The sequence below is a fragment of the Thauera aminoaromatica genome, from assembly GCF_000021765.1.
Classification (GTDB): Bacteria; Pseudomonadota; Gammaproteobacteria; order Burkholderiales; family Rhodocyclaceae; genus Thauera; species Thauera aminoaromatica.
The window spans coordinates 1,281,515-1,300,003 of record NC_011662.2 but is presented as its reverse complement, the minus strand read 5'-3'; the positions used below and the strand labels follow the sequence as shown (position 1 = coordinate 1,300,003).

Annotated in this window: 16 protein-coding genes and 1 other RNA gene; 13 read left to right on the top strand and 4 right to left on the bottom strand. The window is 69.2% G+C overall.

All coding sequences use genetic code 11. From position 1 onward, the window contains the following. The first annotated feature begins 3 nt into the window (after window positions 1–3). The 7 genes from TMZ1T_RS05730 (at window position 4) to TMZ1T_RS05700 (ending at window position 6,455) form a co-directional block, all read left to right on the top strand. Entirely contained in the window at window positions 4–855 is an 852-nt protein-coding gene (locus tag TMZ1T_RS05730) for a prepilin peptidase (protein WP_004302462.1), read from the top strand. A gap of 157 nt (window positions 856–1,012) precedes the next feature. Continuing rightward, window positions 1,013–1,276: an FmdB family zinc ribbon protein gene (locus TMZ1T_RS05725; RefSeq protein WP_012584903.1), complete on the top strand. Its 264-nt coding sequence runs from the start codon at window positions 1,013–1,015 to the stop codon at window positions 1,274–1,276. 82 nt (window positions 1,277–1,358) lie between these two features. Further along, window positions 1,359–1,985, top strand: coding sequence for a DUF502 domain-containing protein (locus tag TMZ1T_RS05720; protein WP_004302465.1), 627 nt, complete (start codon window positions 1,359–1,361; stop codon window positions 1,983–1,985). Between the two features lie 87 nt (window positions 1,986–2,072). Then, on the top strand, window positions 2,073–3,872 hold the full coding sequence (gene aspS, locus TMZ1T_RS05715) for an aspartate--tRNA ligase (RefSeq protein WP_004302467.1): 1,800 nt from the start codon (window positions 2,073–2,075) through the stop codon (window positions 3,870–3,872). Between the two features lie 145 nt (window positions 3,873–4,017). Further along, window positions 4,018–5,667: a tetratricopeptide repeat-containing response regulator gene (locus tag TMZ1T_RS05710; RefSeq protein WP_004302469.1), complete on the top strand. Its 1,650-nt coding sequence runs from the start codon at window positions 4,018–4,020 to the stop codon at window positions 5,665–5,667. Between the two features lie 6 nt (window positions 5,668–5,673). After that, window positions 5,674–6,078, top strand: a complete 405-nt coding sequence (locus TMZ1T_RS05705) for a ribonuclease domain-containing protein (protein WP_004302471.1) — start codon at window positions 5,674–5,676, stop codon at window positions 6,076–6,078. Window positions 6,079–6,089: 11 nt separating this feature from the next. Next, window positions 6,090–6,455, top strand: a complete 366-nt coding sequence (locus TMZ1T_RS05700) for a barstar family protein (protein WP_004302473.1) — start codon at window positions 6,090–6,092, stop codon at window positions 6,453–6,455. Here TMZ1T_RS05700 and TMZ1T_RS05695 read toward each other — a convergent pair. Next, complete coding sequence (locus tag TMZ1T_RS05695; protein ID WP_004302475.1) at window positions 6,412–6,615, bottom strand: cysteine-rich CWC family protein; 204 nt, start codon at window positions 6,613–6,615, stop codon at window positions 6,412–6,414. The genes TMZ1T_RS05700 and TMZ1T_RS05695 overlap by 44 nt on opposite strands. Window positions 6,616–6,773: 158 nt before the next feature. Between TMZ1T_RS05695 and TMZ1T_RS05690 the strand changes: the two genes are divergently transcribed. Then, entirely contained in the window at window positions 6,774–7,211 is a 438-nt protein-coding gene (locus tag TMZ1T_RS05690; RefSeq protein WP_004302477.1) for an Hsp20/alpha crystallin family protein, read from the top strand. Between the two features lie 280 nt (window positions 7,212–7,491). Here TMZ1T_RS05690 and argB read toward each other — a convergent pair whose 3' ends face one another. After that, window positions 7,492–8,394 (bottom strand): acetylglutamate kinase, encoded by a 903-nt coding sequence (gene argB, locus TMZ1T_RS05685; RefSeq protein WP_004302479.1) that lies wholly within the window; start codon window positions 8,392–8,394, stop codon window positions 7,492–7,494. Window positions 8,395–8,606: 212 nt separating this feature from the next. On the opposite strand from argB, the gene TMZ1T_RS05680 reads away from it, so the two are divergent. Then, the gene (locus TMZ1T_RS05680) at window positions 8,607–9,509 is read left to right on the top strand and encodes a ZIP family metal transporter (RefSeq protein WP_012584902.1); all 903 of its coding nucleotides are present in this window, start codon (window positions 8,607–8,609) and stop codon (window positions 9,507–9,509) included. A gap of 83 nt (window positions 9,510–9,592) precedes the next feature. Here the strand turns inward: TMZ1T_RS05680 and ffs are convergent. Together ffs and TMZ1T_RS05675 are read right to left on the bottom strand one after the other, a co-directional pair. After that, an RNA gene (gene ffs / locus TMZ1T_RS20330) (signal recognition particle sRNA small type) lies at window positions 9,593–9,691 on the bottom strand. Window positions 9,692–9,782: 91 nt separating this feature from the next. After that, complete coding sequence (locus TMZ1T_RS05675) at window positions 9,783–11,474, bottom strand: AMP-binding protein (RefSeq protein WP_004302482.1); 1,692 nt, start codon at window positions 11,472–11,474, stop codon at window positions 9,783–9,785. Between the two features lie 259 nt (window positions 11,475–11,733). On the opposite strand from TMZ1T_RS05675, the gene TMZ1T_RS05670 reads away from it, so the two are divergent. From TMZ1T_RS05670 to TMZ1T_RS05655, 4 genes are all read left to right on the top strand, one after another. After that, window positions 11,734–12,555, top strand: coding sequence for an NADPH-dependent oxidoreductase (locus TMZ1T_RS05670; protein ID WP_012584901.1), 822 nt, complete (start codon window positions 11,734–11,736; stop codon window positions 12,553–12,555). Between the two features lie 34 nt (window positions 12,556–12,589). Further along, entirely contained in the window at window positions 12,590–14,005 is a 1,416-nt protein-coding gene (locus TMZ1T_RS05665; protein WP_012584900.1) for a hypothetical protein, read from the top strand. A 191-nt stretch (window positions 14,006–14,196) separates the two neighbouring features. Next, window positions 14,197–16,911 (top strand): cation-transporting P-type ATPase, encoded by a 2,715-nt coding sequence (locus TMZ1T_RS05660; protein ID WP_012584899.1) that lies wholly within the window; start codon window positions 14,197–14,199, stop codon window positions 16,909–16,911. Between the two features lie 278 nt (window positions 16,912–17,189). Beyond that, window positions 17,190–18,080 (top strand): ADP-polyphosphate phosphotransferase, encoded by an 891-nt coding sequence (locus TMZ1T_RS05655; protein WP_012584898.1) that lies wholly within the window; start codon window positions 17,190–17,192, stop codon window positions 18,078–18,080. The last annotated feature ends 409 nt before the right edge of the window (window positions 18,081–18,489 follow it).

Genomic DNA, 18,489 nt, shown 5'->3' with positions numbered 1-18,489 from the left:
CCCATGATCGAGCTTCTCCGCGACCCGCTCGCCTTCACCATCCTCTCCGGCCTGGTCGGACTCTTCGTCGGCAGCTTCCTCAACGTCGTGATCCATCGGCTGCCCAGGATGATGGAGCGCGACTGGCACGCCCAGGCGGCCGAGCTGCGTGGCGAGCAAGCACCCGCCAACGAGCGCTTCAACCTCGCCACGCCGCGCTCGCGCTGCCCGCACTGCGGGCACCAGATCACGATGCTGGAGAACATCCCGATCGTCAGCTACGTGGTGCTGCGCGGGCGCTGCGCACATTGCGGCGCCGGCATCAGCAGGCGCTACCCGATCGTCGAAGCCCTCTCCGCGCTGCTGTCGGCCTACGCCGCCTGGCATTTCGGCTTCGGCGCCAGCGCGCTCGGGGCCCTGCTGTTCGTGTGGGCGATGGTCGCGCTCACCTTCATCGACCTCGACACCCAGCTGCTGCCCGACGACATCACCCTGCCGCTGCTGTGGCTGGGCCTCGCCTTCAACCTCGGCACCACCTTCGCCGAGCTTCCCGACGCGGTGATCGGCGCGATGGCGGGCTACCTCGCGCTGTGGGCGGTGTTCTGGCTGTTCAAGCTCGCCACCGGCAAGGAGGGCATGGGCTACGGAGACTTCAAGCTGCTCGCCGCGATCGGCGCCTGGCTGGGCTGGCAGATGCTGCCGCTGACCATCCTGCTGTCCTCGCTGGTGGGCGCGGTGGTCGGCATCCTGCTGATCGTCGTCGCCCGCCACGGCCGCAACGTGCCGATCCCCTTCGGCCCCTACCTCGCCGCGGCCGGCCTGATCGCGCTGTTCTGGGGCGAGCGCATCACCGAGCGCTACCTCGGGCTGCTCTGAGCGCGCGCCGCGCGCGCCGCTGCGGACGGTCCGCCACGGGGGGCTTGAAGCCCTCCTCCCCCGCCCTCATCTTGCACCCGGGCGCGACCGTTCCGGACGCGCTTTTTCCTTATGCTGCGTTGCGTTAGACTTGCGCACTTGTTTTCGGGAGCACGCCATGCCCATCTATGAATATCGTTGCCCGAGCTGTGGTTTCCAGAAGGAACACCTGCAAAAAATGAGCGACGAGCCCCTGTCCGTCTGCCCGTCCTGCGGCACGACCGGCTACGCCAAGCAGTTGTCGGCGGCCGGCTTCCAACTCAAGGGCTCGGGCTGGTACGCCACCGACTTCAAGGGCGGAGCCAAGAGCGCGGCCCCGGCGGCCGAATCCACGCCCTCGCCTGCGACCGGCGGCTGCGGCGGCGGCTGCGCCTGCCACTGAGCGGATCGACCCATCTCGCGGCGGGCCGGCCGCGGCGCGGCAGACGCAAGCAGCCGCGCAGCGCGGCGGCCAGGAACCCCACTTGAAAAAATACTTCATCACCGGCCTGCTGATCTGGCTCCCGCTGGCGATCACCTACATGGTGATCGCCTGGATCGTCGGCACGCTCGACGCGATCCTGCTGTGGCTGCCCGCCGAATACCAGCCGAGCCGCTACATCGGCTTCGACATCCCCGGCGTGGGCGTCGTCGCGAGCCTGCTGCTGGTGTTCTTCACCGGCCTGGTCGCCGCCAACGTGCTCGGGCAGAAGCTCGTGCAGCTCTGGGAAGCGCTGCTTGCCCGCATCCCGGTCGTCAAGTCGATCTACTACAGCGTCAAGCAGGTCTCCGACACGGTGTTCTCGAGCAACGGCCAGGCCTTCCGCAAGGCGCTGCTGGTGCAATACCCGCGCGAGGGCGTGTGGACCATCGCCTTCCTCACCGGCCAGCCGGGCGGCGACGCGGCCGAGCACCTGCGCGGCGACTACGTCAGCGTGTATGTACCGACCACGCCCAACCCGACCTCGGGCTTCTTCCTGATGATGCGGCGCAGCGAGGTCGTCGAGCTCGACATGAGCGTGGACGACGCGCTCAAGTACATCATCTCGATGGGCGTGGTCGCTCCGCCGGCGCGCAGGCCGGAACCCGTGCCCGCGCTGTCCGACACCTGAACGAAGCTCCCCGAACACTCCAGCCTCTCCACCCTGCCGAATCCTGAATCCCCGGGCGCAAGCGCCCCCGAACCTGCGGAACCCGACATGCGAACTCACTACTGCGGCAAAGTCACCGCCGCCGACCTCGACCAGATCGTCACCATTTGCGGCTGGGTACATCGCCGCCGCGACCACGGCGGCGTCATCTTCATCGACCTGCGCGATCGCGAGGGCCTGGTGCAGGTGGTGTGCGACCCCGACCGCGCGGAGATGTTCAAGACGGCCGAATCGGTGCGCAACGAGTTCGTCCTCAAGCTGAGCGGCAAGGTGCGCCGCCGTCCCGCCGGCACCGAGAACGCCAACCTCGTCTCGGGCGAGATCGAGATCCTCTGCCACGACATCGAGGTGCTCAACGCCGCCGCCACGCCGCCCTTCCAGCTCGACGACGAGAACCTGTCCGAGACGGTGCGCCTGACCAACCGCGTCATCGACCTGCGTCGCCCGCAGATGCAGAAGAACCTGATGCTGCGCTACAAGACCACGATGGCCTTCCGCCGCTTCCTCGACGGCGCCGGCTTCATCGACGTCGAGACGCCGATGCTGACCAAGAGCACGCCCGAAGGCGCGCGCGACTACCTGGTGCCCTCGCGCGTGCACCCGGGCCAGTTCTTCGCCTTGCCGCAGTCGCCCCAGCTCTTCAAGCAGCTGCTGATGGTGGCCGGCTACGACCGCTACTACCAGATCGTCAAGTGCTTCCGCGACGAGGACCTGCGCGCCGACCGCCAGCCCGAATTCACCCAGGTCGACCTCGAGACCTCGTTCATGAACGAGCACGAGATCACCGCCCTGGTCGAGGAGATGATCCGCTACGTGTTCAAGGAAGCGATGGCGGTCGAGCTGCCCGCGCCCTTCCCGCGCATGACCTACGCCGAGGCGATGCGCCGCTACGGCTCGGACAAGCCCGACCTGCGCGTGACGCTGGAACTCACCGACGTCACCGACGCGGTGCAGGACGTCGCCTTCAAGGTCTTCAGCGGCCCCGCCACCTCGGGCGGCCGCGTCGCCGCGATGCGCGTGCCGGGCGGCAACAGCCTGACCCGCGGCGAGATCGACGAATACACCAAGTTCGTCGCCATCTATGGCGCCCGCGGCCTCGCCTACATCAAGGTCAACGACGTCACCCAGCCCAACGAGCACGGCCTGCAGTCGCCGATCGTCAAGAACCTGCACGAGACCGCGCTGCGCACCATCCTCGAGCGCACCGGCGCGCAGTCGGGCGACCTGATCTTCTTCGGCGCCGACAAGACCAAGGTGGTCAACGACGCCATGGGCGCGCTGCGCATCAAGCTCGGCCACGAGAAGGGCTACGTCACCGGCGAGGCCTGGCGTCCGCTGTGGGTGGTCGACTTCCCGATGTTCGAGTACGACGAGGACGACAAGCGCTGGACCGCCTGCCACCACCCCTTCACCAGCCCCAAGGACGAGCACATCGACCTGCTCGAATCCAACCCGGGCGAGTGCCTGGCCAAGGCCTACGACCTCGCCTTGAACGGCTGGGAGATCGGCGGCGGCTCGGTGCGTATCCACCGCGCCGACGTGCAGGCGCGCGTGTTCGAGGCACTGAACATCGGCCCCGAGGAGCAGCAGGCCAAGTTCGGCTTCCTGCTCGACGCGCTCAAGTACGGCGCCCCCCCGCATGGCGGCCTGGCCTTCGGCCTCGACCGCATCGTCACCATGATGACCGGCGCCGAATCCATCCGCGACGTCATCGCCTTCCCCAAGACCCAGCGCGCCCAGTGCCTGCTCACCGACGCGCCGAGCGGCGTGGACGAGAAGCAGCTGCGCGAGTTGCACATCCGCCTGCGCCAGAAGGTCGAGACCCAGGTCGAAGTCGAGCGCGGCTGAGTCCGGCGGCACACCGGCCGGAGATCCCGAAGCCCCTGCCGGATCGCCGCGAAGGCGGCCGCAGGGGCTTCAGCCTGCCGGCGCCATGCCGTAATCTTCACGGATGGCCCGCACGCCGCGCGGCCCCCCGATCCCGGACGCCCCGATGCTCCTCCCCCACGGCCTGCAGGTCCTCGTCGTCGAATCCCAGTCGAGCATGCGCGCGCAGCTGCGCAACATGCTCGCCTCGATCGGCATCGACTCGCCGCAGTTCGCGGTCTCGGCGAGCATGGCGATGCGCCGCCTGCGCGCGCAGCCCTTCGACCTCATCCTGTCCGAATACGACCTCGGCGAGGGCCAGGACGGCCAGCACCTGCTCGAGGACCTGCGCCAGCACGCCATCATCCCGCCCGACACGGTGTTCGTGATGATCACCGGCGAGCGCAACTACGAGCGCGTGATCAGCGCCTGCGAGCTCGTTCCCAACGACTACATCCTCAAGCCGCTCACCGCCGAGAGCCTGCGCGTGCGCCTGCTGCGCGCCTTCGAGAAGCGCGACGCCTTCCTGCCGGTGTGGCAGCTGATGAAGCTCGGCGACCCCGTCGGCGCGCTCGCCGCCTGTCGCGAGGCGCGCGACCGCCACCCGCAGTACCTGGTCGATTTCATGCGCCTGCAGGCGGAGCTGCACGCCCAGATCGGCCAGATCGAGGAGGCCGCGGCGCTGTACCGCGAGATCCTCGCCGCGCGTCCCATCCCCTGGGCCTCGCTCGGGCTGGCACGCATGCTGGTGGTGCGCGAGGCCTGGGTCGAGGCCGAGCACCTGCTCGCCGACCTCGTCGCCCGCCACCCGCGCTTCATCGAGGCGCACGAGCTGCTCGCACGCGTGCAGGAGGAGACCGGCCGCCCCGCCGAGGCCTGCGGAACCCTGCAGCGCGCGGCCGATCTCTCGCCCTACCGCCTCCCGCGCCTGCGCCGGCTCGGCGAGCTCGCCCTGCAGGCCGGCGAGCTCGACCGTGCCGAGCACAGTCTCGCCGAGGCGGTGCGCCGCGGCAGCTACTCCGAATTCCGCGACCCCGAGGATCACGTCCGCCTGGTGCAGGCCCAGCTCGCCCGTGAACGCCCGGACGAAGCCTTGGCCACGCTTGCCGACCTCGAGCGCAACCTCGTCCGCCACCCCAAGGGCGAACTCTGCCTCGCCGTCGGCAACGCCCTGTTCGAGGGCCACCGCAACGACGCCGAAGGCCTGCGCAGCGCCATGGTGCGCGCGCTCGCGAGCCCCGAGCGCATCCGCGAGCTCTCCCCCGGGCTGCGCCGCGACCTGCTCGAGCTGTGCTACGACCGCAAGCTCGAGAGCGAGGGCCGCCAGCTCCTCGCCGACCTGATGCGCACCCACGGCGACGACCGCAGCCTGGCGAGCACGCGCGCCGCGCTCAAGGCACGCGGCTTCGAGAACCTCTCCGCCGAGGTCGAGGAGCAGGTGCAGAACGAGGTCAGGACCTTGATCGGCGCCGGCGCCGAAAAAGCGCGCAGCGGCGACTACGACGGCGCGGTCGCCGAGATGATGAACGCGGCGCGCAAGATGCCGGGCAACCCGCACGTGCTGTTCAATGCCGCGCTCGCCTTGCTGCGCCACATCGAGCACCGCGGCTGGAACGAGGCCTTCGCCGCGCAGGCGCGCAGCCTGATCGAGCGCACCCAGCGCATGGCGCCCGCCAACCCGCGCCTGGCGGCGATTACCGAATTCCGCCACGAGCTCATGAAGCGCTACGGTATCCGCCCCGAGCGCGCCCCCGTCACCCGCACCCGCCGCGCCTGAACCCCGATGCTGCGTACCGTCCTGCTCCGCCTGCTGCTCCTCCTCGTACTCGGCGCGGGCCTGCCCGCCTGCTCGCCCGGCGCCGCGCCCGATGCCCCGCAAGCTGCACAGGGCCTGCTGCAGCCCTCGCACGCCGGGCTGCCGGCCGAGGCGATCGAGACACTGGCGCTCATCCAGCGCGGCGGCCCCTTCCCCTACCGCAAGGACGGCACCACCTTCCAGAACCGCGAACGCCTGCTACCGGCGCGGCCGCGCGGCTATTACCGCGAATACACCGTGCCCACGCCCGGCGCGCGCGATCGCGGCGCGCGCCGCATCGTCAGCGGCGGCGATCCACCCGAGGTGTTCTACTACACTGCCGACCACTACCGCAGCTTCCGCGAGATCGCACCGCTGCGTTCGCTGCCCTGAGCCGTCCGTCCATGAGCCACACCTCGCACGCCCCCGCCGCGCAGCCGACTCCCCCGCTGCGCATCGACCTCGCCGGCTGCACGGACAAGGCCGGACTGCTCGCGCGCATCGCGACCGCGCTGCGCTTCCCGGACTGGTTCGGCCACAACTGGGACGCGCTCTCGGATTGCCTGTGCGATCTCTCCTGGCTGCCCGCCGCGGCCTACCGGCTCGAATTCCTGCATGCCGACGCGCTGCGCGCGACCGCGCCCGAGACCTTCGCCACGCTGTGCGAGATCCTCGACGAAGCCGGCGACTTCTGGCGCGCCGAGGGCGTGGGCTTCGGCCACACCTTCATCCCCGCGCTTCCCGAGGCACCTTCCGGCGCGCCTCGATGAGCTCGGCGAGGCAGCGCGGGCAATAGCACTCCCCCGCACCTTCGGCCGGCACCGCAAACGCGGCCGGCAGCGCCGCACACCAGCACTCCGCCTCGCCTGCGCGCATGCCGCAGGTGAAGGCCGCGCCGCAGCGCGGACAGACATTGGTGGTTTCGTTCATCGGCGTCTCGCCTCCCTGGTTCGTTCGAACTCCGCCGCAAGGTTAGCGCAGCCGGACGGGCAGGGTGCGCGCGCGGCCCTTGAAAACGCTTCCTCCGCGCCTATATTGGTCTTGAAGCCGGATCCCCCGGCAAGAACCCGGACCCAGGAGGACACGACATGAGCAACCCTCTCACCCGTCGCACCGACCCGTTGGACGACTTCTTCCGCGGCTTCTTCGTGCGCCCCGTCGACTTCGGCGGCCAGCAGCTCGCCACCCCGGGCACCGACGCGCCGCAGATGCGGGTCGACGTCAAGGAGACCGCGCAAGGCTACGAAGTGCATGCCGAACTGCCCGGCATGAAGAAGGAGGACATCCACGTGCATATCGACGGCCCGGTGGTGTCGATCAGTGCCGAGCGCAAGCAGGAGAAGGAGATCAAGGACGGCGAGAAGGTGCTGCGCACCGAACGCTACTTCGGCAAGATCTCGCGCAGCTTCCAGCTCGGCCAGGAAATCGACGAGGCTGCGGCAAGCGCGAAGTTCAACGATGGCGTGCTCGAGCTGAACCTGCCCAAGAAGGCCGAGGTCCAGGCCAAGCGGCTCAACATCGAGTAGACGCCTGCCCGGCAGTTCGGGACAAACGGGATTCAGGAGTGGCGCGATTCGCGAGCGGGTCTTCAGCCAGAGACCGAGTTCGGCAAGTGCGGCGCGGCAGCCATCGCGACTCGCGTCGCTCCTACAGCCCCCCGGAAGCCTCGCCGGTTCGCGTAGGAGCGACGCAAGTCGCGATCCCCCTGCAGCGCCCCCGAGGCCTCGCCGGTTTTCGTAGGAGCGACGCAAGTCGCGAGCCGCGTCGCACGCCATCCTCGACGGCGGCGCGGCAAACGCGCGGGTTCTACTTGCTCTTGATCATCGTGCCGACGCCGTGGTCGGTGAGGATCTCGAGCAACAGGCAGTGTTCCACGCGGCCATCGATGATGTGCACCGACTTCACGCCGTTGCGCGCCGCGTCGAGCGCCGAGCCGATCTTGGGCAACATGCCCCCCGACAGGGTGCCGTCGGCGACCAGGTCGTCGATCTGGCGCGGCGTCAGGCCGGTCAGCAGGTTGCCCGCCTTGTCCAGCACGCCCGGGGTGTTGGTGAGCAGCACCAGCTTCTCGGCCTTGAGGATCTCGGCGAGCTTGCCGGCGACCACGTCGGCGTTGATGTTGTAGGTCTCGCCCTCCTCGCCCACGCCGATCGGCGCGATCACGGGGATGAAGTCGCCCTGGTCGAGGAAGGAGATCAGGCTGGGATCGATACCGGTGATCTCGCCCACCTGGCCGACGTCGATCAGATCGCCCTCCGGCGCGCCGTGCTTCTGCATCAGCAGCTTCTTGGCGCGGATGAAGCCGGCGTCCTTGCCGGTGAGGCCCACGGCCTTGCCGCCGTGCTTGTTGATCAGGTTGACGATCTCCTTGTTCACCTGGCCCCCGAGCACCATCTCGACCACCTCCATGGTCTCGGCGTCGGTCACGCGCATGCCCTGGATGAACTCGCCCTTCTTGCCCATGCGGGTGAGCAGATTCTCGATCTGCGGGCCGCCGCCGTGCACCACCACCGGGTTGAGGCCGACCAGCTTGAGCAGCACCACGTCGCGTGCGAAGCAATCCTTGAGGTGCGGATCGGTCATCGCGTTGCCGCCGTACTTGATGACGATGGTCTTGTCGAAGAAGCGTTTGATGTAGGGCAGCGCCTCGGCGAGGATCTCGGCCTTGCGGGCGGGGGTGACGTCTTGCTGGTGAACGGGCTGGGTCATCGGGAGACTCCTTGAACGGACAAGGGGATTCTAGTGGCCAGCCCGCGGAACCGGAAGTGCACCGCAGCAAAGCCCGGTGAGGTAACGGTCTATATACATCCAGGCTATCCTGATCGTCTAAACGTTCAATTGGAACTATCAAGGCCGATCGCCGATACTGGCTCCATCGGACAAGGCGGCCCTGCCGCCACGCTCACAGGAGGATCCACATCATGGTCGACAAGGTCGCTCGCCTGCATTTCCAGCACGCCAGCCCGGCCGGAGCCCTGCGCGCGCTCAGCGGCTGGCTGATCGCCATCACCGGTCTGGCGCTGCTCGTCGCCCAGCTCGTGCGCAGCGTCGAGGGCTTCGACCTCGCCGTAACGGGCGCGATGGCAGGCGGCGCCATGGCGGCCGCAGCGACCGCGCTGGGTGCGGTGCCGCTGCTCGTCGTGCGCCAGATCGGCGCCAGCGTGCAGGGCATGCTGCTCGGCTTCGGCGCCGGCGTCATGCTCGCCGCGAGCGTGTTCTCGCTGCTGCTGCCCGGCTTCGACGCCGCGCTCGCGCAGACCGGCTCGGAGACCGGCGCAGCCCTGCTGGTCGCCTTCGGCGTGCTGCTCGGTGCCGGCGGCCTGCTCGCCATGGATCGCGCCCTGCCGCATACCCACTTCCCCGAGGGCCGGCGCAGCGGTGCCGCGGTGTGGCTGTTCGTGTTCGCGATCGCCGTGCACAACATCCCGGAAGGTCTCGCGATCGGCGTGGCGGCCGGACTCGAAGGCACGGGCGCCGGCTCGGGCGACGCGGTCGCGGCAGGGATCTCGCTGCAGAACGTGCCCGAAGGCCTGATCGTCGCCATCGCCCTGGTGGCGGCGGGCTACGGTCGCTGGCTCGCCTTCGGCGTCGCGGCGGCGTCGGGCCTGATCGAGCCGATCGCGGCGATCGCCGGTTCGATGATGGTGTCGGTCTCGGCGAACATCCTGCCCTGGGGCCTGGCCGGCGCGGCCGGCGCGATGCTCTTCGTGGTCAGCCACGAGATCATCCCCGAGTCGCACCGCCGCGGTCACGAGACGCTCGCCACCGGCGGCCTGATGGTGGGCTTCGTGATGATGATGCTGATGGATACGCTGCTCGGGTGAGGCACGAGGCGTCCGCAGTGAAGCGCACCGAGCGGGGTGCAAAAGACGAAGGGCGCTCCGCGGAGCGCCCTTCGTGTGTTCGGGGTGGCGAGCCTGACCCCCGGCACTTGCAGGGAGCGGCTGTGGCTGCTGCCTTCCGGCCCTGACCAGGTTCACCGCGCTGCAATGCGGGGAGACCCGCCACGGCCGGCATTGTAGCAGCATGCCGGCCGCTGCGGTGCGGCAAAGAAGCCGCCCACCACCGCAGCGATCAACCCCGCGTGCAGCCCCTCATCAACCCTTGAGCTCGGGGAAGTCTTCCTCGAAGAACTCCAGCTCGCCGCGGGCGGCCTCGCCGCGCGCCTCTTCGGCCTTGCGCAGCTCGACGCGGCGGATCTTGCCCGAGATGGTCTTGGGCAGGTCGGCGAAGGAGAGGCGGCGGATGCGCTTGTACGGGGCCAGGCGTTCGCGGGTGAAGGCGAAGATGTCCTTGGCCAGCTCGCGGCTCGGCTCCTGGCCGGCGACCAGGATCACGAAGGCCTTGGGCACCGCCAGGCGCAGCGGATCCGGGCTCGGCACCACCGCGGCTTCGGCGACCGCCGGGTGCTCGATGAGCACGCTCTCGAGCTCGAAGGGGCTGATGCGGTAGTCGGAGGCCTTGAACACGTCGTCGGCGCGGCCGACGTAGGTGATGTAGCCGTCCTCGTCGATGCTGGCGACGTCGCCGGTGCGGTAGTGGCCGTCACGCATGACCTCGGCGGTCTTGGCCGGATCACCCGAGTAACCCACCATCAGGCCGACCGGACGGTGCTCGCCCATCACCAGCGCCACCTCGCCCTCGACCGAGGGCTTGCTCTCGGCATCGAGCAGGGCGATCTTGTACCCGGGGAGCGGACGGCCCATGGAGCCGGGCTTGAGCGGCTGGTCGGGGGTGTTGCCGATCTGCGCGGTGGTCTCGGTCTGGCCGAAGCCGTCGCGGATGGTGATGCCCCAGGCCTTCTTGACCTGGTCGATGACTTCGGGGTTGAGCGGCTCGCCGGCACCGATGAGCTCGCGCAGCTTGGTCTTGACCGAGGCCAGGTCCTGCTGGATCAGCATGCGCCACACGGTCGGGGGCGCGCACATCGTGGTGACTTCGTACTTCACCAGCACGTCGAGCAGGGCCGCCGCGTTGAAGCGGTTGTAGTTGTACAGGAACACGCAGGCGCCGGCGTTCCAGGGCGCGAAGAAGCAGCTCCAGGCGTGCTTGGCCCAGCCCGGCGAGGAGATGTTCATGTGACGATCGTTGGGCTTGAGGCCGATCCAGTACATCGTCGAAAGGTGGCCGACCGGGTAGGACTGGTGGGTGTGCAGCACCAGCTTGGGCTTGGAGGTGGTGCCCGAGGTGAAGTAGAGCAGCAGCGGGTCGTCGACGCGGGTCACGCCGTCCGGGGTGAAGGCGTCGGATTCGGCCGCGGCGTCCTCGAAGGCCTTCCAGCCGGCGGGCGCGCCGCCGACGGCGATGCGGCCGAAGCTGCCGGGCAGGTTCTCGAACTTGTCGGTGTGGGCCTTGCCGATCACCACGTGCCTGACCTGGCCGCGCTCGACGCGGTCGACGAGGTCCTCGGGGGTCAGCAGCGTGGTGGCGGGGATCACCACGGCGCCGAGCTTGATCGCGGCCAGCATGGTCTCCCACAGCGGCACTTCGTTGCCGAGCATGATCAGGATGCGCTCGCCGCGCTTGACGCCCTGCTTGCGCAGCCAGTTGGCGACGCGGTTCGAACGCGCCGACATCTCGGCGAAGGAAAGCTTCGACTCGCGGCCGTCTTCCTCGATGATCCACAGCGCCGGGTTGTCGTTGCCCTTGGCCATCGCATCGAAGTAGTCCAGCGCCCAGTTGAACTCCTTCAGCTTGGGCCACTTGAAGCCGGCGTAGGCCGTCGCGTAATCGCTGCGGTGCTGCAGCAGGAAATCGCGCGCGGCGAGAAATTCGTTGACTGCGCTCATGGTTCTCTCCTCTCCAGGACGTCGTTGGAATGCTCCGGACGGGTGCATGCCCGCCCGATCCCGCTATTTTACGTTGACGTTAACGCAGCGCACCATTCTTGATCGAAATTATGTTTATGACCGGCAAAGTGCTTCACCCGCCCGATCGCCGCGGCAAGCGCCCTCGTCGCTCGCACCCGGGCTGCGGGGCGCCGCATCCACTGTCGATATACTTGCCGCTTGCGAGCGAGTATCGCCGCCGATCGTGCAAGGAGCAACCATGCCCCCCCCCTCTTCCCGCCTGCAAGCCCGCTACGGCCAGGAATCCATCCCCACCGAGATCGCCCTCAACCCGCTCATCGAGCACCTGCTCGACCACCGCTCGGTGCGCGCCTACCTGCCCAACCCGGTGACCGACGCCGAGCTCGCCGCGATCGTCGCCGCCGCCCAATCTGCGGCGAGCTCGTCCAACCTCAACGTGTGGAGCGTGGTCGCGGTGCGCGACGCCGAGCGCCGCGCCAGGCTGGCCGAGCTCGCCGGCAACCAGGCGCACGTGCGCGAGGCGCCGCTGCAACTCGTCTGGCTCGCCGACCTCGCCCGCCTGCGCCGCATCGCCACCGGCCTCGGGCGCCCGGCCGAGGGCCTCGACTACCTCGAGATGTTCCTCACCGGCGTGATCGACGCCGCGCTCGCCGCGCAGAACGGCGCTGCGGCGGCCGAATCGCTCGGCCTGGGCATGGTGTACATCGGCGGCATGCGCAACCGTCCCGAGGACGTCGCCGAGCTGCTCGGCCTGCCGCCCGGCGTGTTCGCGGTGTTCGGCATGTGCGTCGGCCGCCCCGACCCGGCGCGCCCGGCCGACATCAAGCCGCGTCCGCCGCAGGCGGTGGTGCTGCACCACGAGCGCTACGCGCTCGCTGCCCAGGACGCCGGCATCGCCGCCTACGACCGCGCGATGGAGCGCTTCTACGCGGAGCAGAAGATGAACGTGCACGGCACCTGGAGCGTGCACTCGTCCAAGCGCATCGCCGGCCCCGAGACGCTCTCCGGCCGCCACCGCCTGGTCGAGGCGCTCCAGGCGCTCGGCTTCGCGCTCAAGTAATCCCCTCCCTCCTGCCCGCAAAGAAGGATCCGTCATGCGCAAACGCGACACGACGCTGAGCACCGACCAGAAGGCGCTCGCCATCAACCTGGACAAGTACAAATACGGCTCCATCGTCGAGATCGGCGCAGGGCAGGAGGTGGCGCGCCGCTTCTTCCACGTCGGCGCCGCCGCCGGCACCATCGCCAAGACCATGTCGGCCTACGACATGGCGGTCAGCGACGACATCTACGGCCACGTCGACCGCTACGTCAGCCGTGCCCGCCTGCTGCAGATGCTCGACAAGGAGTTCACCCAGGTCGTCGCCCGCCTCGCCCACGTGCGGCCGAAGAACACCACCTTCTTCGCCTACGCCGCCACCGTCACCGCGCGCAGCTTCAAGCAGAAGAACGAATGCCACGGCTGGGTCGGCATCCGCCTGCAGCTGCACCCGGGCGCCGCGCCGAGCGACGTGGTCATGCACGTGCGCATGCTCGACAACGACAACGCGCTGCAGTCCGAGGCGCTCGGCATCCTCGGCGTCAACCTCATCCACGGCGCCTTCTTCCACCACGACCAGCCCGAGTGGGTGGTGGAAGGTCTCGCCGACGGGCTCGGCTCCGAGCGCATCGAGGTCGACCTGATCCACTTCTCCGGCCCGTATTTCGACGAAGTGGAAAACCGCCTGATGAACCTGCACCTGATCCGCAGCTGGCTCACGCGCGCGGTGGTCTTCAACCCGCAGGGCGAGGTGGTGGTGCCGGGCGAGCTCCTCTACCGCAAGCCGGTGATGGTGATGCGCGGCAGCTTCAAGCCGGTGACCCTGGTGAATGTGGACATGATGGCCGCCGGCCTGCGCCAGTTCAGCCAGCTCGCCGCGGTCGACGACAAGGAGATCGTCTCGCTCGCCGAGATCACCATGAACTCGCTGATCAGCGGCGACAACGTGGACGGCGCCGACTTCCTCGCCCGCATCGATCTGCTCGCCTCGCAGGGCTACACGGTGATGATCTCGGACTATGTGCGCTTCTTCCGCCTGCGCGCCTACCTGCGCCGCTACACCCAGAAGCCGATCGGGATCGTGCTGTCGGTGCGCGACTTCGCCTTCCTGTTCGACGAGAAATACTACGAAGGCCTGGAGGGCGGCATCCTCGAGGCCTTCGGCAAGCTTTTCCCGGACAACACCCACGTCTATGTGTATCCGTCCCGCCCGCGCGGCACCGACGCCTCGGCCACGGTGACGCTCGACAACGTGGCCGTCCCCGCCAACCTGCGCCACCTGCTCGCCCACCTCAAGGAAAACGACAAGCTGGTGGCGGTGCAGCCGCACGACGACACCCACCTGCACATCGACATCGGCGAGGTGCTCACCGGCCTGCGCCGCGGCCGCGGCGAGTGGGAGACCGACGTGCCCGAGGCGGTTGCGCAACGCATCATCGAAGGCCACCTGCTCGGCTACGATACCGAGTGAGCGGCCCTGTGCACGCCCCCACGACTCCGGACCCTGCAGCACGCGGGGTCTTTTTTTGAACTTCGGCGGGAGCGACGGTCTGTATTAATGCAGCGCAACATCCGCGCCGCAGGCTTGCACAAGCCTCTTGCTTTCGATCGCGCGCGCGGCATCCTGCGCACAGCGCATCCGCACCGGCACGGAGCACGGACATGAGCCCGCGAACCGCCCAGCTTTCCCCCATCGAGAACGCCCACGCCCGCGCGGCCGACGAGGTCCTCGCAGCGCTGGACAGCAGCCCGACGGGCCTCTCTGCGGACGAGGCCGCACGACGTCTCGCCGAGATCGGCCCCAACCGCCTGCCCGAGCCGCCCCGGGACGGCGTGGTCAAGCGCTTCTTCAAGCATTTCAACGACGTGCTGATCTACGTGCTGCTCGGCGCCGCCGCGATCACGGCGAGCCTCGGCCACTGGATCGACACCGGCGTCATCCTCGGCGTGGTGGTCATCAACGCCATCATCGGCTTCATTCAGGAAGGCAAGGCCGAGGAGGCGCTTGCAGGCATCCGCAAGATGCTGTCCCTGCGTGCCGAGGCCTGCCGCGACGGACACTGGAGCGCGGTGGACGCCGACGGCCTGGTGCCCGGCGACATCGTGCGCCTGCGCTCGGGCGACCGCGTGCCCGCCGACGTGCGCCTGATCGAGACCACCAACCTGCGCATCGAGGAGTCCGCGCTCACCGGCGAGTCGGTACCCGCCGACAAGAACACCGCCGCGGTCGAGGCCGCCGCCGGCGTCGGCGACCGCGTCGGCATGGCCTATTCGGGCACCCTGGTCGCCGCCGGGCGGGGCATCGGCGTGGCCGTCGCCACCGGGCCCGACACCGAGCTCGGCCGCATCGACCGCCTGATCGCCGAGGTGCAGCCCCTGCAGACCCCGCTCACCCGGCAGATGGCGCAGTTCAGCAAGATCCTGTCGGTGCTCATCGTCGGCCTGGCGCTGCTCATGCTGGGCGTCGGCCTCGCGGTGCACGAGCAGCCGCTGGCCGAGGTCTTCCTCGCCGCGATCGGCTTCGCGGTCGCGGCCATCCCCGAAGGCCTGCCCGCCATCCTCACCATCACGCTCGCGCTCGGCGTACAGCGCATGGCGCGGCGCAACGCGATCACGCGCAAGCTCACCGCGGTCGAGGCGCTCGGCTCGGTCACGGTGATCTGCTCGGACAAGACCGGCACGCTGACGAAGAACGAGATGACCGTGCGCCACGTCCTCACCCGCGGCGGCTTCTACGAGGTCAGCGGCACCGGCTACCGCCCCGAGGGCGAGATCACCCTCGAAGGCAAGGTCGCCAGCCTGGCGCACCACGACCACCTGCACGCGCTGATCGAGGTCGTCGCGGTCGCCAACGACACCCACGTCGCCGAAGAGGACGGCCAGTGGAAGGTCACCGGCGAGCCCACCGAGGGCGCGCTGCGCACGCTCGCGCACAAGGCCGGCTTCGACGCCGGCGCGCACCAGCGCCACGACAGCATCCCCTTCGAGTCGGCCAACAAGTTCATGGCCACGCTCGACACCGCCCCCTGCGGGCAGCGCCGCATCCTGCTGAAAGGCGCGCCCGACCGCCTGCTCGAGCGCTGCCGCCACGAGCTCGGCGCCGACGGCGAGCTCGTGGCGCTCGACCGTGCCTTCTGGGAGGAGCGCATCGACGCGCTGAGCGGCGAGGGCCTGCGCGTGCTCGCCGCCGCCGCGCGCGACGTTCCCGACAGCAAGGACGCGCTCGTCATCGAGGACCTGCAGGAGGACATGGTCTTCCTCGGCCTCATCGGCATCATCGACCCGCCGCGCCCGGAAGCGATCGCGGCGATCCGCTCCTGCCACGAAGCCGGCATCCGCGTGAAGATGATCACCGGCGACCACGCCGGCACCGCGCGCGCAATCGGCATCGAGATGGGCCTGGGCACGGCCGACGCGCTGAAGGTGATCACCGGCGCCGAGATCGAGGCCGCCAGCGACGAGGAACTGCAGCGGATCGCCCACGACTGCGACCTCTTCGCGCGCACCAGCCCCGAGCACAAGCTGCGTCTGGTCGAGGCCCTGCAGGCGCGCGGCGAGGTGGTGGCGATGACCGGCGACGGGGTCAACGACGCCCCCGCGCTCAAGCGCGCCGACGTCGGCGTGGCGATGGGCATCAAGGGCACCGAGGCCACCAAGGAGGCCGCCGAGATCGTGCTCGCCGACGACAACTTCTCCACCATCGAGCGCGCCGTCGAGGAAGGTCGCACGATCTACGACAACCTGCGCAAGGCCATCCTCTTCATCCTGCCCACCAACGGCGCCCAGGGCTTCGTGATGCTCGCCGCGGTGGTGCTCGGCCTCACCCTGCCGCTGACCCCGGTGCAGATCCTGTGGGTGAACATGGTGGTGGCGGTCACGCTGGCGCTTGCGCTCGCCTTCGAGCCCGCCGAGCCGGGCGTCATGCAGCGCCCGCCGCGGCGCCCCGGCGCGCCGATCATGGACGGCGCGATGCTGTGGCGGGTGGGCTTCGTGTCGCTGCTGATCGGCGGCGCCACCATCGTCTCATTCGAGTATTCGCTCCTGCAGGGCATGGAACTGCAGGCCGCGCGCACGATGGCGGTCAACACCCTGGTGGTCGCGCAGGCCTGGTACCTCTTCAACAGCCGCTTCCTCACCGCCTCCAGCCTCGCGCCCGCGCGCCTGTTCACCAACCCGGCGGCGCAGGTCTCGGTGCTGATCCTGGCCCTGCTGCAGCTCGGCTTCGTCTACCTGCCCTTCATGAACACCTGGTTCGGCACCACCCCGCTCGCGCTCGAATACTGGCTGCCCCCGCTCGCGATCGGCGCGCTGGTCTTCCTCGTGATCGAGGCCGAGAAGGCGCTGCAGCGGCGATACGGGGCGCGCAAGAGCGGCTGAGCGGGCGCCTCGCCAGGCGCCGATCGCGACTTGCGTCGCCCCTGCAGAACCGACACATCCTCGATCGCCTGCAGGAGCGACGCAAGCGGCTTCGCCACGTTCGACTTCTCCCGCGCGGGGCTCCTCTGCGGGTGGTCGCGCCGAGCCTCCCCGTGCAGCTACGGTGCGGGCCGCTCGCGCCACGACTCGCGCGCATCCGGCGCATGACGTCGGCCGCAAGGAGGCGGACAATGTCCCGCACGCCCGCTTCGCCCCACCCCAACCAGACGGAGCATCCGATGAGCAAGCACAAACCGATCGACATCGCCGAGTTTCGCGTCGAGGGCGGCAAGAAGGTCGACCTCGCCGACTGGCCGACCAAGGTCCGCGCCGTCTACGACTCGAAGAGCGACTACGAGGAGCGCCTGGACGCCGGCACCGAGCGCCTGGCCGAGCTGCAGGAGATGCTCTACGCCCACGACCGCTACTCGCTGCTGGTGATCTTCCAGGCCATGGACGCGGCCGGCAAGGACGGCGCCATCCGCCACGTCATGTCGGGCATCAACCCGCAGGGCTGCCAGGTGTTCAGCTTCAAGCACCCGAGCCCCACCGAGCTCGACCACGACTTCCTGTGGCGCACCCACGTCGCGCTGCCCGAGCGCGGCCGCATCGGCATCTTCAACCGCTCGTACTACGAGGAGGTGCTGATCGTGCGCGTGCTCCCCGAGATCCTGCGCGGCCAGCAGCTGCCCGACGAGACCCTGGCCGCGCGCGACTTCTGGGGCGAACGCTTCCGCTCCATCGTCGACGCCGAGGCCCACCTGCACCGCAACGGCACGCGCATCGTCAAGATTTTCCTGCACCTTTCGAAGGACGAGCAGCGCGACCGCCTGATCGCCCGCATCGACGAGGAAGACAAGAACTGGAAGTTCGACGAAGGCGACATCGAGCAGCGCAAGCACTGGGACAAGTACATGGCCGCCTACGCCGACTGCCTGCGCGCCACCAGCACGCCCGATTGCCCATGGTACGTGGTGCCGGCCGACGACAAGAAGAACGCCCGCCTGATCGTCTCGCAGATCCTGGTCGACACCCTCGCGGGGCTCGACCTGCACTACCCCGAGACCAGTCCGGCACGGCGCGAGAAGCTCCTCGAGATCCGCCGCCAGCTCGAAGCCGGCGAGGTCTGACTTCGCCGGCCTCCGGATGCACCACGACGTCTTGTGGGAGCGACGCGTTGTGCTGCGTTCCGGCCGCGTTACCCTTTGACGCGTCCGGATGCACCACGACGTCTTGTGGGAGCGACGCGAGTCGCGATTGCAGCCTGCGGGAGTCGTGGCGCAGACCGAAGCGCCGCGATCGCGACTCGCGTCGCTCCCACAAAAGACCGCGCACCGCCGTCGCCGCGACGCCCACCCCGGGCCGTGACAGCGATCGATCTCCCATGGGAGCGACGCGAGCCGCGATCCCTGCGCCGGAGATCCGCTCGGCGGTCCGTCGTGCGCCGCATCGCGACTGGCGTCGCGCCTGTCGCCCCCGGGCGCGGCGGTTTCTCGTGGGAGCGACGCGAGTCGCGACTGCAGCCTGCGGGAGTCGTGG